Annotated in this window: 12 protein-coding genes; 4 read left to right on the top strand and 8 right to left on the bottom strand. The window is 71.5% G+C overall.

Going from position 1 to position 13,600, the window contains the following annotated elements; translation table 11 throughout:
• Positions 1-3: 3 nt before the first annotated feature.
• The 5 genes from sufC to CO540_RS29145 are packed head-to-tail and all read right to left on the bottom strand — an operon-like array spanning position 4 to position 4,464.
• Positions 4-777, bottom strand: a complete 774-nt coding sequence (gene sufC / locus CO540_RS29165) for a Fe-S cluster assembly ATPase SufC (RefSeq protein ID WP_091573415.1) — start codon at positions 775-777, stop codon at positions 4-6.
• Complete coding sequence (locus tag CO540_RS29160; RefSeq protein ID WP_091573414.1) at positions 774-1,100, bottom strand: non-heme iron oxygenase ferredoxin subunit; 327 nt, start codon at positions 1,098-1,100, stop codon at positions 774-776. Before CO540_RS29160 ends, sufC begins: the two co-directional genes overlap by 4 nt.
• Complete coding sequence (sufD, locus tag CO540_RS29155; RefSeq protein ID WP_091573413.1) at positions 1,100-2,242, bottom strand: Fe-S cluster assembly protein SufD; 1,143 nt, start codon at positions 2,240-2,242, stop codon at positions 1,100-1,102. The genes CO540_RS29160 and sufD overlap by 1 nt, the downstream gene beginning before the upstream one ends.
• Before the next feature lie 54 nt (positions 2,243-2,296).
• Positions 2,297-3,727: a Fe-S cluster assembly protein SufB gene (gene sufB / locus CO540_RS29150; protein WP_091573412.1), complete on the bottom strand. Its 1,431-nt coding sequence runs from the start codon at positions 3,725-3,727 to the stop codon at positions 2,297-2,299.
• The gene (locus CO540_RS29145; RefSeq protein ID WP_371682254.1) at positions 3,724-4,464 is read right to left on the bottom strand and encodes a helix-turn-helix transcriptional regulator; all 741 of its coding nucleotides are present in this window, start codon (positions 4,462-4,464) and stop codon (positions 3,724-3,726) included. The genes sufB and CO540_RS29145 overlap by 4 nt, the downstream gene beginning before the upstream one ends.
• Positions 4,465-4,562: 98 nt before the next feature.
• On the opposite strand from CO540_RS29145, the gene CO540_RS29140 reads away from it, so the two are divergent.
• Both CO540_RS29140 and CO540_RS29135 read left to right on the top strand, forming a co-directional pair.
• Positions 4,563-5,525, top strand: a complete 963-nt coding sequence (locus CO540_RS29140; RefSeq protein WP_172967962.1) for a heme A synthase — start codon at positions 4,563-4,565, stop codon at positions 5,523-5,525.
• A 73-nt stretch (positions 5,526-5,598) separates the two neighbouring features.
• Complete coding sequence (locus tag CO540_RS29135) at positions 5,599-7,266, top strand: right-handed parallel beta-helix repeat-containing protein (RefSeq protein WP_099164391.1); 1,668 nt, start codon at positions 5,599-5,601, stop codon at positions 7,264-7,266.
• A gap of 18 nt (positions 7,267-7,284) precedes the next feature.
• Here CO540_RS29135 and CO540_RS29130 read toward each other — a convergent pair whose 3' ends face one another.
• The 3 genes from CO540_RS29130 to CO540_RS29120 form a co-directional block, all read right to left on the bottom strand.
• Positions 7,285-8,202 carry a RimK family alpha-L-glutamate ligase gene (locus CO540_RS29130; protein ID WP_099164390.1) on the bottom strand — a complete coding sequence of 306 codons (918 nt, stop codon included), beginning with the start codon at positions 8,200-8,202 and terminating at the stop codon, positions 7,285-7,287.
• A gap of 9 nt (positions 8,203-8,211) precedes the next feature.
• Entirely contained in the window at positions 8,212-8,544 is a 333-nt protein-coding gene (locus tag CO540_RS29125; RefSeq protein ID WP_013287454.1) for a hypothetical protein, read from the bottom strand.
• A gap of 315 nt (positions 8,545-8,859) precedes the next feature.
• Positions 8,860-9,819, bottom strand: a complete 960-nt coding sequence (locus CO540_RS29120; RefSeq protein ID WP_091573408.1) for a heme o synthase — start codon at positions 9,817-9,819, stop codon at positions 8,860-8,862.
• 262 nt (positions 9,820-10,081) lie between these two features.
• Between CO540_RS29120 and tkt the strand changes: the two genes are divergently transcribed.
• Together tkt and tal are read left to right on the top strand one after the other, a co-directional pair.
• On the top strand, positions 10,082-12,220 hold the full coding sequence (gene tkt, locus CO540_RS29115) for a transketolase (RefSeq protein ID WP_099164389.1): 2,139 nt from the start codon (positions 10,082-10,084) through the stop codon (positions 12,218-12,220).
• A gap of 16 nt (positions 12,221-12,236) precedes the next feature.
• Positions 12,237-13,415 (top strand): transaldolase, encoded by a 1,179-nt coding sequence (gene tal, locus CO540_RS29110; RefSeq protein WP_099165013.1) that lies wholly within the window; start codon positions 12,237-12,239, stop codon positions 13,413-13,415.
• Positions 13,416-13,600: the final 185 nt, after the last annotated feature.

Below are 13,600 nucleotides of genomic sequence, written 5' to 3'. Positions count from 1 at the left end.
AGGTCAGGCCCGCGCCGCGCCGGCCCCGGCGACGTACCGCTCGTAGCCCTCTTCCTCGAGCTTGTCGGCCAGCTCACGGCCGCCCTGCTCGACGATCCGGCCGGCCACGAAGACGTGCACGAAGTCCGGCTTGATGTAGCGCAGGATCCGGGTGTAGTGGGTGATCAGCAGCATCCCCGTGTCGCCGGTGTCGCGGACCCGGTTCACGCCCTCGCTGACCACGCGCAGCGCGTCCACGTCGAGACCGGAGTCGGTCTCGTCCAGGATGGCGATCTTCGGCTTGAGCAGCTCCAGCTGCACGATCTCGTGCCGCTTCTTCTCGCCGCCGGAGAAGCCCTCGTTGACGTTGCGCTGGGCGAACGCCGGGTCCATCTGGAGCTTCTCCATGGCGCCGCGCAGCTCGCCGGCCCAGGTGCGCAGCTTCGGCGCCTCGCCGTCGATGGCGGTCTTGGCGGTACGCAGGAAGTTGGCCACCGACACGCCGGGGACCTCGACCGGGTACTGCATGGCCAGGAAGAGGCCGGCGCGGGCGCGCTCGTCGACGGACATGGAGAGCACGTCGGAGCCGTCGAGGGTGACCTCGCCGCCGGTGATCTCGTACTTCGGGTGGCCGGCGATCGAGTAGGCGAGCGTCGACTTGCCGGAGCCGTTCGGGCCCATGATGGCGTGCGTCTCGCCGGAGCGCACGGTCAGGTCGACCCCGTGCAGGATCGGCTTGAGCTCACCCTCGGGCAGCTTGACCGACACCTTCAGGTCGCGGATCTCCAGGGTGCTCATCGGGTCACTCCATTGCTCGGCGTCATGCTGACGTAGATCTCGCCGTCGCGGACTTCGACGGGGTAGACGGGTACGGGTTCGGTCGCGGGCAGCCCGGTGGGCTCACCGGTACGCAGGTCGAAACGGGATCCGTGCAGCCAGCATTCCAGCGTGCAGCCCTCGACCTCGCCCTCGGAGAGCGCGACGGCGGCGTGCGAGCACTCGTCGCGCACGGCGTAGAACGCGTCGTCCTCGCCGTGCACGACCGCGATCTGCACGCCGTCCACGTCGGCGCTGATCGCGGTGCCCTTCGGCACGTCCTCGGTCGAACAGATCCTGATCATCAGGCCCCGGCCTTCGCCAGGCGCGCCTCGATCGCGTCGCCGAGCCGCTCGCGCAGGTCCTCGACCGGGATCTTGTTGATCATCTCGGCGAAGAAGCCACGCACCACCAGGCGCCGGGCCTCGGCCTCCGGGATGCCCCGGGCCATCAGGTAGAACAGCTGCTCGTCGTCGAACCGGCCGGTCGCGCTGGCGTGCCCGGCGCCGGCGATCTCGCCGGTCTCGATCTCCAGGTTGGGCACGGAGTCGGCCCGGGCGCCGTCGCTGAGCAGCAGGTTCCGGTTGATCTCGTACGTGTCGGTGCCGGTCGCCTCGGCCCGGATCAGCACGTCGCCCACCCAGACGGTGTGCGCGTCGTCGCCCTGCAGCGCGCCGCGGTAGCCGACGTTGCTGCGGCAGTCCGGCACGGTGTGGTCGACCAGCTGCCGGTGCTCCAGGTGCTGGCCCGAGTCGGCGAAGTAGAGGCCGTACAGCTCGGCCTCGCCGCCGCGCTGCGTGTACTCCACCGAGGTGTACTGCCGGACCAGGTCGCCGCCGAGGCTGACCTGCACGTGCACGATCTTGGCGTCGCGACCCAGCTTGACCCTGAGGTGCTGGGCCTGGACCGCGTCGTCGGCCCAGTCGGCGACCGTGACCAGGGTCAGCTTCGCCCCGTCCGCCACGGTCACCTCGACGTTGTCGGCGAGCGTGGCCGAGCCGACCTGCTCCAGCACCACGGTCACCTCGGCGAAGCGGCCCACCTCGAGGAACGTGTGACCGAACGCGAGCGCCTCGGCGGTCTCGCCGACCACCCGCAGGCGCACCGGCTCCGCCACCACGGCGTCCCGGGCGACCTGCACCAGCAGCGCGCCGTCGGCCCCGCCGTACGCCAGCGCGCTGACCCGGTCGAACGGGGTGAGCACGCTGCCCACCCGCGGGTCGTCCCGGCCGATCCGGTCGACGGTGACGCCCTCGGGCAGGTCACCGTGCTCGTGCCGGACCGCGCCGGTGGCGACCTGGGCCGACGAGGCCAGCCCACGCAGGCGCTTGAGCGGGGTGAAGCGCCACTCCTCCTCCAGGCCGGTCAGGGCCGGGAAGTCGGCGACGTCGTACGAGCGGAGCGCCTGCGACTTGGTCGTGGGCGGCGCGGAAGCCTGGGTAGTCATCTCTTCCTTGGTCTGTTCTGCGACGACGGTGTCAGTGGATGCGGAGGGCCGCGGTCAGCCGACCGCACCTTCCATCTGCAGCTCGATCAGGCGGTTGAGCTCCAGCGCGTATTCCATCGGGAGCTCCTTGGCGATCGGCTCGATGAAGCCGCGCACGATCATCGCCATCGCCTCGTCCTCGCTCAGGCCCCGGCTCATCAGGTAGAAGAGCTGGTCGTCGCTGACCTTGGAGACGGTCGCCTCGTGCCCCATCGACACGTCGTCCTCACGGATGTCGACGTACGGGTAGGTGTCGGAGCGGGAGATGGTGTCGACCAGGAGCGCGTCGCACTTGACCGTGCTCCTGCTGCTGGTCGAACCCTCCAGCACCTGCACCAGGCCCCGGTAGGAGGTGCGGCCGCCGCCCCGGGCGATCGACTTCGACACGATGGTCGAGGAGGTGTGCGGCGCGGCGTGCACCATCTTGGCGCCGGCGTCCTGGTGCTGGCCCTCGCCGGCCATGGCCACCGAGAGCACCTCGCCCTTGGCGTGCTCGCCGGTCATGTAGACCGCCGGGTACTTCATGGTGACCTTGGAGCCGATGTTGCCGTCGACCCACTCCATGGTCGCGCCCTCGTGGCACACGGCGCGCTTGGTGACCAGGTTGTAGACGTTGTTCGACCAGTTCTGGATGGTCGTGTAGCGGCAGCGCGCGTTCTTCTTCACGATGATCTCCACGACCGCGCTGTGCAGCGAGTCGGAGGAGTAGAGCGGCGCGGTGCAACCCTCGACGTAGTGCACGTACGCGCCCTCGTCGACGATGATCAGGGTCCGCTCGAACTGGCCCATGTTCTCCGTGTTGATCCGGAAGTAGGCCTGCAGCGGGATCTCCACGTGCACGCCCTTCGGCACGTAGATGAACGAGCCGCCGGACCAGACGGAGGTGTTCAGCGCGGCGAACTTGTTGTCGCCGACCGGGATGACCGTGCCGAAGTACTCCTTGAAGATGTCCTCGTGCTCGCGCAGCGCGGTGTCGGTGTCGAGGAAGACGACGCCCTGCTCCTCGAGGTCCTCACGGATCTTGTGGTAGACCACCTCGGACTCGTACTGCGCCGCGACGCCGGCGACCAGCCGCTGCTTCTCCGCCTCCGGGATGCCCAGCCGGTCGTAGGTGTTCTTGATGTCCTCCGGCAGGTCCTCCCAGCTGGTGGCCTGCTTCTCGGTGGACCGGACGAAGTACTTGATGTTGTCGAAGTCGATCCCGGTGAGGTCGGCGCCCCAGGCCGGCATCGGCTTGCGGTCGAACAGCCGCAGGCCCTTCAGGCGCAGGTCGAGCATCCAGGCCGGCTCGTTCTTCTTGGCCGAGATGTCCCGGACCACCGCCTCGTTGAGGCCGCGCTGGGCGGACGCCCCGGCGACGTCGGGGTCGGCCCAGCCGTACTCGTAACGACCGAGGGCAGCGAGCTGCTCCTCCTGGGTCAGGGGCTGGACGATCTGCTCGGTCATCTATCTGTCCTCACAGTGGTGACGGTGGAACCGGACTGGGCGGGAATGTGCGTGGTGCACACGCCGTCGCCGTGCGCGATGGTGGCCAGGCGCTGCACGTGGGTGCCGACCAGACGGGAGATCACCGCGGTCTCGGCCTCGCACAGCTGGGGAAACTCGGCGGCCACGTGCGCCACCGGGCAGTGGTGCTGGCAGAGCTGGCCGCCGGACGCGATCGTGGACGCGTTCGCAGCGTAGCCCTCGGCGGTGAGCGCCTCGGCGAGCGCCTCGGCCCGCGCGAGCGGGGCGTCGCCGTCGGCGTCCTCCACGGCCGCCCGGCAGCGGGCCTCCAGCGCGGCGACCTGCTCGGCCGCGAACGCCGCGACGGCCTCGGCGCCGCCGGTGCGGGCGATCCACCGCAGCGCCGCGGTGGCCATGTTGTCGTAGTGGTGGGTGCCGCAGCGCACCCGGGCCGCGTCGGTCAGCACGAACACCTTGGCCGGCCGGCCCCGCCCCCGGCTGCCCCGCACGGTCTGCTCACGGGCGACGACGTCACCGTCGGCGAGCATGGCGTCGAGGTGCCGGCGGATCGCGGCCGGGCTCAGGCCCAGCGCGGAGCCGAGCTGCGCGGCCGTGGTGGCGCCCCGCTCCAGCAGGAGCTGGGTCACCCGATCCCGCGTCGACAGGTCGGCGGACGCCGTCGCGCTGGTGACCGAACTGGTCACCGGCTCTCCGGACAGCGCTGCCGCGTTTTTCACAACGGCAACGTTACGTAATTCGTCGGAGCCCCGCAAACCCGGGGTCCGGTGATTCCGACCACCGGGTCGGCGGAGTCACCCGATCGGGATCAACTACGGTGCGTAGGATTCGCTCCGTGAAGCGTTCCGTCCGGTTCCCGGTCTCCCCCACGCTGCTGCGCCGCCTCGCGTTCGCCTCGATCATCGCGAACGTCGCGATCGTGGTCACCGGCGGGGCCGTCCGACTCACCGCGTCCGGCCTCGGCTGCCCCACCTGGCCCCGGTGCACCGACGAGTCGTACACCACCACGTCGGAGATGGGCGTGCACGGGGTGATCGAGTTCGGCAACCGGCTGCTCACCTTCGCCGTCGGGATCATCGCGCTGGCCGTGGTGCTGGCCGTGCTGGCCCAGGTGCCCCGCCGTCGCGGGCTGCTGCCGCTGGCGGTCGGCGTGCTGTTCGGCATCCCGGCGCAGGCCGTCATCGGCGGCGTCACCGTGCTCACCAACCTCAACCCGTGGGTGGTCGGGCTGCACTTCCTCGCCTCGATGGTGGTGATCGCCGCCGCGTACGCACTCTGGCGGCGCACCGGCGAGCCGGACGGGCCGGTCACCCCGACCGTGCCGACGCCGCTGCGTACCCTCGCCCGGATCACCACGGTGGTGAGTGCCTCGGTGCTGGTGGTCGGCACCTGGGTGACCGGCAGCGGCCCGCACGCCGGCGACCAGGGCGCGGCCCGCAACGGCCTGGACCCGGAGTCGATCTCCCAGGTGCACGCCGACGGCGTGTTCCTGCTGATCGGCCTGTCCGTGGCGTTGTTCTTCGCGTTCCGGGCGGTCGGCGCGTCGCGCGCCGCGCGGGCCGCCGGGGTGCTCCTCGCGGTCGAGCTGGGTCAGGGCCTGATCGGCTTCGTCCAGTACTTCACCCACCTGCCCGCCGTGCTCGTCGCGGCCCACATGCTCGGGTCCTGCCTGGTGCTGCTGGCCACGCTGGGCGTGCTCTGGGCCACCCGGGAGCGCCAGCCGGTCAGCCCGCCGGCCCCGGCCGCGCCCGTCGCCGAACCGGTGGGCGCCGCGGCCTGACCCGGGCGTTACCGCCCGGCGGGAGCGGGAAAGCGGTCCGGACCACGGACCGTACGCCCGAGGGGAGCTCCCGGTGTCGCGCAAGGGCCTTGCCACGACCACCCCGCAGCGGATGACCCCGGTGGCCGGCGCCCCGCTGTGGTGCGACGCCCGCGAGTTCGGGCTCACCGGCGACGGGGTGACCAACGACCAGCCGGCCCTGGCCGCGCTGGTCGACCGCCTCGGCGCCGGCTACGACGCCGACGGCCGGGCCCGGGTGATCTACTGCCCGCCGGGCCTCTACTCGATCCGCGACGCCGGCACCGTCTGGCGCAGCGGAGTCTCCCTGATCGGCGCCGGCTCGGCGGCCACCCGGTTCCTGCTCAGCAACGAGGGCGACCGGGCCGCCCCGGTGCCGCTCGCCTACTGGACCACCGTGCAGCACGGCGCGGACCGGGACCGGCACATCGCGGACTGCACCTTCGCCGACTTCGAGATCGACGGTTCCGGGGTGGCCCAGACCGCGTACGACTACCTGGCCAAGGGCCTCGGCCTGCAGTACGTCGTCCGTGGCGTGTTCCGCAACCTCTACATCCACCACACCGGGGCCACCGGCCTGGGCTGCGACTTCCTCCAGGACAGCCTGATCGACGGGGTGGTCGTGGTGGGTTGCGGCCGACTGGACAACGGCCAGCAGTGGGGCGGCGCCGGGATCGGCGTCGGCATCGGCGGGTGGGGCGACGTGGAGCGGCTCACCATCGCCAACTGCACCACGCTCGGCAACGGCACCAACGGAATCTTCCTGGAGCTGCAGAAGGACTACTGGGAGCCGCCGCGCGGCATCCGCATCATCGGCTGCCACAGCCAGGCCAACCGGTTCGGCATCTCGGACTGGGGCGCGGACGGCCTGATCGTCTCCGGCTGCACCATGACCAACAACCTGGAGGCGGGCTTCGACGTCTCGGCCAACGGCACCGCCGGCATCGCCGGACGCGGCGGCCTGCTCACCGGCAACGTGATCGACTGCAACGTCGGCGACGGCATCAGCATGGGCAACACCCCCGGGCCGTACGCGGTGCAGGGCAACCGGATCAGCAACAACGGCGGGTACGGCTACCACGAGCACGACCTGGGCCACGGCTACCGGGGCGCGGCCGCGGACGTGGTGATCGAGGGCAACGACATCCGGGAGAACGCGCTGGACGGGATCCGGATCGACCGGCCGATGCTCGACGCGTCGATCGTGGGCAACCGCATCCGGGACAACGGCCGCCGCTCCGCGCCGGCCCATCGGGGCTCCGGCGACGCGGTGCGCTACGGCCCGCGCGAGGTCACCGACGGCGCGGCGGACTGGCCGGCCGGCGGCCACCGGGGCAAGGTCGTCCGGGTCGACTCCCGCGACGCGGTGGTGGCCGACAACACCGGCAACCGGCTCTCCCTGGCCGAGGTACGGCCGGACGGCATGACCGGGTGGAACGAGGCGATCCCGGAGCCCGGCGCGGCGTACGAGCTGCCCGACGGGCCGCCCGCCTGCGCCGGGATCACCATCGCCGCCCCGTTCGACTCCGCCACCGTGCGGAACAACCGGATCTGGCACCGGGACGCCGACAGCCAGACCTACGGGCTGTGGGTCACCGAGGCGGGCAGTTGCGTCTCCTGCGCCGTCGAGGACAACGACCTCGCCGGGACCCGGGCCGCCCTGCGGCTGGACACGCCGCCGATCGGCGGTCGGTGGGACCGGAACCACACCGACCGCGACTGACGGCCCTCGGGCGGCGGATCAGGGTCGACGGGCCAGGTGGGCTACGACCGCCTCGGCGAGCCGCTCCGGCGCGCCGTCGGCGTGGCCGACGAACAGGCTGGGCTCGGTCAGCTCCAGCTCCACCAGCACGGGCGTGCCGGCCGGGCCGGGGATCAGGTCGACCCGGGCGTAGAGCAGCCGGTCGGCGCCGCCGGGGACGGCGGCCAGGACCTTCTCGGCGACCGCGCGCTGCTCCGCCGTGGCGGTGCGGGCGTCGATCCGCTCCTCCTTGTAGAGCGCGGCCTCGCCGAGGTCGGGGCCGGTCAACATCGGGCCCTTGCGGATCGCGTGGCTGAACGCGAGGCCGTCGGGGCCGGCCAGGAAGAGCAGCGCCGTCTCGCCGGCGGTGTCCACCGCGTCCAGGTAGGGCTGGACCATGGCGACCCGCCCGACGTCGCCGAGACGCCGCACGTGCGCCGACGCCAGCTCCCGGTGTTCCGGGTCGGTCAGGTCGTAGCGCCCGGTGTCCTGGCTGCCCGCGCTGACCGCCGGTTTGATCACGTGCTCGCCGTCGGCGGGCGGCGTCCAGCTCTCCCCCGGGGCCACCCAGGCGGTCGGCACGGTGGGCGCACCGGCGGCGGACAGCTCGGCCAGGTAGCGCTTGTCGGTGTTCCAGGCAACCACGTCGGCCGGGTTGGCCAGGGCCGGGACGGTGCGGGCCCAGGCCACGAACTCGTCCCGGCGCAGCGCGTAGTCCCACGGCGAGCGGAGGACGACCAGGTCGTAGCCGGTCCAGTCGACGGTCGGGTCGTCCCAGACCGCGATCTCCGCGGTGACGCCGCGGGCGTCGAGCGGGGCGAGCGCGAGCCGGTCGTCCGGGTCGAGGTCGGGCAGCGCGGCACAGGTGACGAGAGCGACCCGGGGTTTCCCCCGGGTCGACTGGTGGTGTGCGGTCATGCGGTTATGTCAACGGGCCATCGTGCGCCGGGCCATCGACCGCCAGAGGTCGTTGCTCGGACGCATCTGGTCCATCAGCTCACGCTCCCAGGCGTTCTCGACGTCGACTCCGGCCTTGGCGCAGGCCTGCCGCGCGACGTCCGTGCCGTCGGCGAACTGGTCGGCCCACACCCCGTCGGAACCCACGAGGACGATCCGTGCGCCGCGCTTGCCGACGTACTCGATGACCGCCTTCGCGCCGCCGTGCCCGGCGGCGAACGACTTGATGCCCGCGACCAGGCCGTTGGGGGCCTGCTCCGCGGTCTTGTCAGCCGTCAGCGTCGTATCGGAACCATCTGCCATGACGCGAAGCCTAAGCAGAGTTCCACCCGGATGTGCGAGAACGATGAACTGAATGTGATGCCAATTACCCATTGGTTTAAGGAGAACCACAGGTAATTTGAGCACTCTTGTCGCCTATATCCGGGCAAAACCGGCGGGCGAGATAGTCACACTCTGTCCCGGTTGGCCCCGTCCGGTGGACTCGGAAAAAATTTCTGATGAACCGCCTCACGTGCGGAAACCATCCACCCGGGTCAAAGAGCCGGACCCGTGCGGTGATCACGCGGTAAGGGTGGTGTCCCCAGCGGGACGAGAAGACGTGCCGGAAGCGCCGGGTCAGAGCAGGGCGTCGAGGGCCACGGCGGCGAAGAGGATGGTGAGGTAGGTGGTCGACCAGTGGAACAGCCGCATCGGCTTGACCGCCTCGCCGCGCGTCGCGCGCCGGCACAGCTTGTGCGCCTCGACCACGAAGATCCCGCCGACGACCAGCGCGGTCACGCCGTAGATCGGGCTCATGCCGAGCGGCCACACCGCCAGCGAGGAGAGCAGCGTCAGCCAGGAGAACCCGATGATCTCGGCGTTGACCCGCCGGACCGACGCGACCACCGGCAGCATCGGGATGCCGGCCCGCGCGTAGTCGTCCTTGTACTTGATGGCCAGCGCGTAGAAGTGCGGCATCTGCCAGAAGAAGACCACCGCGAACAGGCCCCAGGCGGCCGGGGACAGCGAGCCGGTGACCGCGGCCCAGCCGATCAGCACCGGCGCGGCCCCGCAGACGCCGCCCCAGAACGTGTTGGCGGCCGTCGTCCGCTTCAGCCAGAGCGTGTAGACCAGGTCGTAGTAGGCGATCGCGGCCAGCGTCAGGCCGGCCGCCAGCCAGTTGGTGGTCGCCGCCATCAGCGCCACCGAGACCGCCGCCAGCACCAGACCGAAGACCAGCGCGCTGCGCGGCGACACGGTGTGCGCGGGCAGCGGCCGACGCTTGGTCCGCCGCATCAACTGGTCGATGTCCCGGTCGATGTAGCAGTTGAGCACGCTGGCCGCGCCGGCGGCGAGCGAGCCGCCCACCAGCACCACGGCCACCAGCCACAACGACGGCATCCCGCCGTCCGCCAGCATCATCGCCGGCACGGTGGTGACCAGCAGCAGCTCGACGATCCGCGGCTTGGTCAGCGCCACGTACGCGGCCACCACGGCCCGTACGTCCCGCCGCCCGGTCGCCGGCGCCTCCGCCACCGTGCCCACCGGCGACTGCCCGGCAGGGTTGCTGACGGGGCGCTCGGTGATCATGCTCACGGATTGCCACCTTCCGGCATCGGCGGGGGAGGTCGGTCGGCCCGGACCCGTCCGGGCCCACACACCGCCCCACACACTACGCGTCGTCGTTTTGGCTGCCCCGCAGACCCGGCAACGGTGCGGGCCGTCACACCCGGGGTTGAACGCCCGATCGGGCCGGATCCGTAGAGAACAGCATGCCGAGATCCCCGGGCGGACGTTTAGCCACGCTCGATAGGGTCATCAGTGAGGGTTCCGCCCATCTGCCGAGGAGCACATCAACGTGGCTGCCAAACGACCCGAGCTTCCCGCTCTCCACTGGTCCGACCTCGACCGCAGGGCCGTCGACACGGTCCGCGTGCTGGCCATGGACGCCGTGGAGAAATCCGGCAACGGCCACCCGGGCACGGCGATGAGCCTCGCCCCGGCGGCGTACCTGCTCTTCAACCGGGTCATGCGGCACAACCCGGCCGACCCGAACTGGCCCGGCCGGGACCGGTTCGTGCTCTCCGCCGGGCACTCCAGCCTGACCCTCTACATCCAGCTCTTCCTCTCCGGCTACCCGCTGGCGCTGGACGACCTCAAGGCGCTGCGCCAGTGGGGCTCGCTCACCCCGGGCCACCCGGAGCACGGCCACACCCCCGGTGTGGAGACCACCACCGGCCCGCTCGGCCAGGGCCTCGGCAACGCGGTCGGCATGGCCATGGCGGCGCGCCGCGAGCGGGGCCTGTTCGACCCCGAGCCGGACCGCGCCGACTCGCCGTTCCGCCACGACATCTGGTGCATCGCCTCCGACGGGGACATCGAGGAGGGCATCACCCACGAGGCCAGCGCGCTCGCGGGCCACCAGCAGCTCGGCAACCTCTGCGTGATCTACGACGACAACGAGATCTCGATCGAGGACGACACCCGGATCGCCAAGAGCGAGGACGTGGCGGCCCGCTACGAGGCGTACGGCTGGCACGTGCAGACCGTCGACTGGCGCAGCGGCGACGCCGACCAGGGCGACTACCACGAGGACGTGGAGGCGCTCTACCAGGCGCTGCTGGCCGCCAAGGCGGAGACCGACCGACCGTCGTTCATCGCGCTGCGCACGATCATCGGCTGGCCCGCGCCGAACAAGCAGAACACCGGCAAGATCCACGGCTCGGCGCTCGGCGCGGACGAGGTCAAGGCCACCAAGGAGATCCTCGGCTTCGACCCGCAGCGCACCTTCGAGGTCGACGAGGAGGTGCTCAAGCACGCCCGCCAGGTGCTGGAGCGCGGCGCGCAGGCGCAGGCGGAGTGGACCACCGGGTTCGACGCCTGGGCGCAGGCCAACCCGGAGCGCAAGGCGCTGTGGGACCGGATGGCCACCCGTACGCTGCCGACCGGCTGGACCGACGCGGTGCCCACCTTCCCGGCGGACGCCAAGGGCGTCGCCACCCGGGCCGCCTCCGGCAAGGTCCTGGAGGCGCTCGCCCCGGTGCTGCCCGAGCTGTGGGGCGGCTCGGCCGACCTGGCCGAGAGCAACAACACCACCATGAAGGGCGAGCCGTCCTTCGTCCCGGCGGCGCACGCCACCAAGGACTTCCCGGGCGACGAGTACGGCCGCACGCTGCACTTCGGCATCCGCGAGCACGCGATGGGCTCGATCCTCAACGGCATCGCGCTGCACGGCGGCACCCGTCCGTACGGCGGCACGTTCCTGGTGTTCAGCGACTACATGCGCCCGGCGGTGCGGCTGGCCGCGCTGATGAAGCTGCCGGTGACCTACGTCTGGACGCACGACTCGATCGGCCTCGGCGAGGACGGCCCGACGCACCAGCCGATCGAGCACCTGACCGCGCTGCGGGCCATCCCCGGCCTGGACGTGGTCCGCCCGGCCGACGCCAACGAGACCGCCTGGGCGTGGCGGCAGGCGCTGGAGCACACCGACCGGCCGACCGCGCTGGCGCTGAGCCGGCAGGCGCTGCCGACCATCGACCGCAGCGAGTTCGGCTCCGCCGAGGGCACCGCCAAGGGCGGCTACGTGCTGGCCGAGGCGTCCAACGGCAAGCCCCAGGTGATCCTCGTCGGCACCGGCTCCGAGGTGCAGCTCTGCCTCACCGCGCGGGAGCGGCTGGAGGCCGACGGCACCCCCACCCGGGTCGTCTCGATGCCCTGCCAGGAGTGGTTCTACGCGCAGGACGAGGCGTACCGGGAGTCGGTTCTGCCGCGCGGGGTAAAGGCACGGGTGAGCGTGGAGGCGGGCATCGCGATGTCGTGGCGGGCGATCGTCGGCGACAGCGGCGAGTGCGTGAGCATCGAGCACTACGGCGCCAGCGCGCCCTACACCGTGCTCTTCGAGCAGTTCGGGTTCACCCCCGACCGGATCGTGGCCGCCGCGCACGCGGCGCTCACCCGGGTGGGCGACATCACCGGTTTCACGACCGGCAACTGAGGGGAGCGTGGACGGCATGACGGACAGGCTGAGCGAGCTCCAGAACGCCGGGGTGGCGATCTGGCTCGACGATCTTTCCCGGGTACGACTGACCTCCGGCGGGCTGGACAAGCTGCGCCGGGAGAAGCACGTGGCCGGCGTGACCACCAACCCGACGATCTTCGCCAAGGCGCTGAGCGACGCCGACGAGTACGACTGGCAGCTGCGTGACCTGGCCGTCCGCGACGTGGACGTCGAGGAGGCGGTCCGCATGCTCACCACGTACGACGTGCGGTGGGCCTGCGACGTGATGCGGCCCTCGTACGACGCCAGCGCCGGCGTGGACGGCCGGGTGTCGATCGAGGTCGACCCGCGCTCGGCGCACGACGCGGACAAGACCGTCGCCGAGGCCAAGGCGCTGTGGTGGCTGGTCGACCGGCCGAACCTCTTCATCAAGATCCCGGCGACCGAGGAGGGCCTGCCGGCGATCACGAAGACGCTGGCCGAGGGGATCAGCGTGAACGTCACGCTGATCTTCGGCCTGGACCGCTACTCGCAGGTGATGGAGGCGTTCCTGGCCGGCCTGGAGCAGGCGCAGGCCAACGGGCACGACCTGTCGAAGATCGGCTCGGTCGCCTCGTTCTTCGTCTCCCGGGTCGACAGCGAGGTGGACAAGCGGCTGGAGAAGATCGGCTCCGACCAGGCGAAGGCGCTGCGCGGCAAGGCCGCGGTGGCCAACGCCCGGCTGGCCTACGAGCGGTACGGCGAGGTGTTCTCCTCCGCCCGCTGGCAGAAGCTGGCCGACGCCGGCGCCCACCCGCAGCGCCCGCTGTGGGCCTCCACCTCGACGAAGAACCCGGACTACCGGGACGTCATCTACGTCGAGGAGCTGATCGCGCCGGGCACGGTCAACACCATGCCGGAGCCGGTCATCCACGCCTACGCCGATCACGGCGAGACGCAGGCGGACACGATCACCGGCGCGTACGACGACGCGCGGCGGGTCTTCGCCGACCTGGAGTCCGTCGGCGTGGACCTGGCCGACGTGATCGCCACCCTGGAGAAGGAGGGCGTGGAGAAGTTCGAGGCCAGCTGGCTGGAGCTGCTCGAGGGGGTCAAGAAGTCCCTCGCCGAGGCGGCCAAGGGCGCGGACCGCCCGCACCAGGCCGCCGGGGACAACGCGCGGGCCGCCCAGCAGGCCGGCGGGAACGCGTGACCGACGGCGTCCGACGCGTCCCGGGGCCCCGCCCCGGGACGCGTCCCGCCGTACCGTGGAACGGGTGAGGTGGCACCCGTGAGCGCGAGGAGTGAGCCGGGCCTGCGAGCCCCGCAGTCGCGAGCTGAGGTAACACCGTGAGCGCGCGGAGCGAGCCGCGTGTGCGAGTCCCACAGCCGCGATCA

This window comes from Micromonospora sp. WMMA2032, from assembly GCF_002688545.1.
GTDB lineage: Bacteria > Actinomycetota > Actinomycetes > Mycobacteriales > Micromonosporaceae > Micromonospora > Micromonospora sediminicola.
Note: the sequence above shows the minus strand (reverse complement) of the source record. Positions and strands in the feature narration are given on the sequence as shown.

What these genes read in the sequence shown, in the direction of transcription:
- sufC (WP_091573415.1), bottom strand. Translation starts at nt 777, where the DNA reads ATGAGCACCCTGGAGATCCGCGACCTGAAGGTGTCGGTCAAGCTGCCC.
- CO540_RS29160 (WP_091573414.1), bottom strand. Translation starts at nt 1,100, where the DNA reads ATGATCAGGATCTGTTCGACCGAGGACGTGCCGAAGGGCACCGCGATC.
- sufD (WP_091573413.1), bottom strand. Translation starts at nt 2,242, where the DNA reads ATGACTACCCAGGCTTCCGCGCCGCCCACGACCAAGTCGCAGGCGCTC.
- sufB (WP_091573412.1), bottom strand. Translation starts at nt 3,727, where the DNA reads ATGACCGAGCAGATCGTCCAGCCCCTGACCCAGGAGGAGCAGCTCGCT.
- CO540_RS29130 (WP_099164390.1), bottom strand. Translation starts at nt 8,202, where the DNA reads ATGACCGCACACCACCAGTCGACCCGGGGGAAACCCCGGGTCGCTCTC.
- CO540_RS29125 (WP_013287454.1), bottom strand. Translation starts at nt 8,544, where the DNA reads ATGGCAGATGGTTCCGATACGACGCTGACGGCTGACAAGACCGCGGAG.
- tal (WP_099165013.1), top strand. Translation starts at nt 12,237, where the DNA reads ATGACGGACAGGCTGAGCGAGCTCCAGAACGCCGGGGTGGCGATCTGG.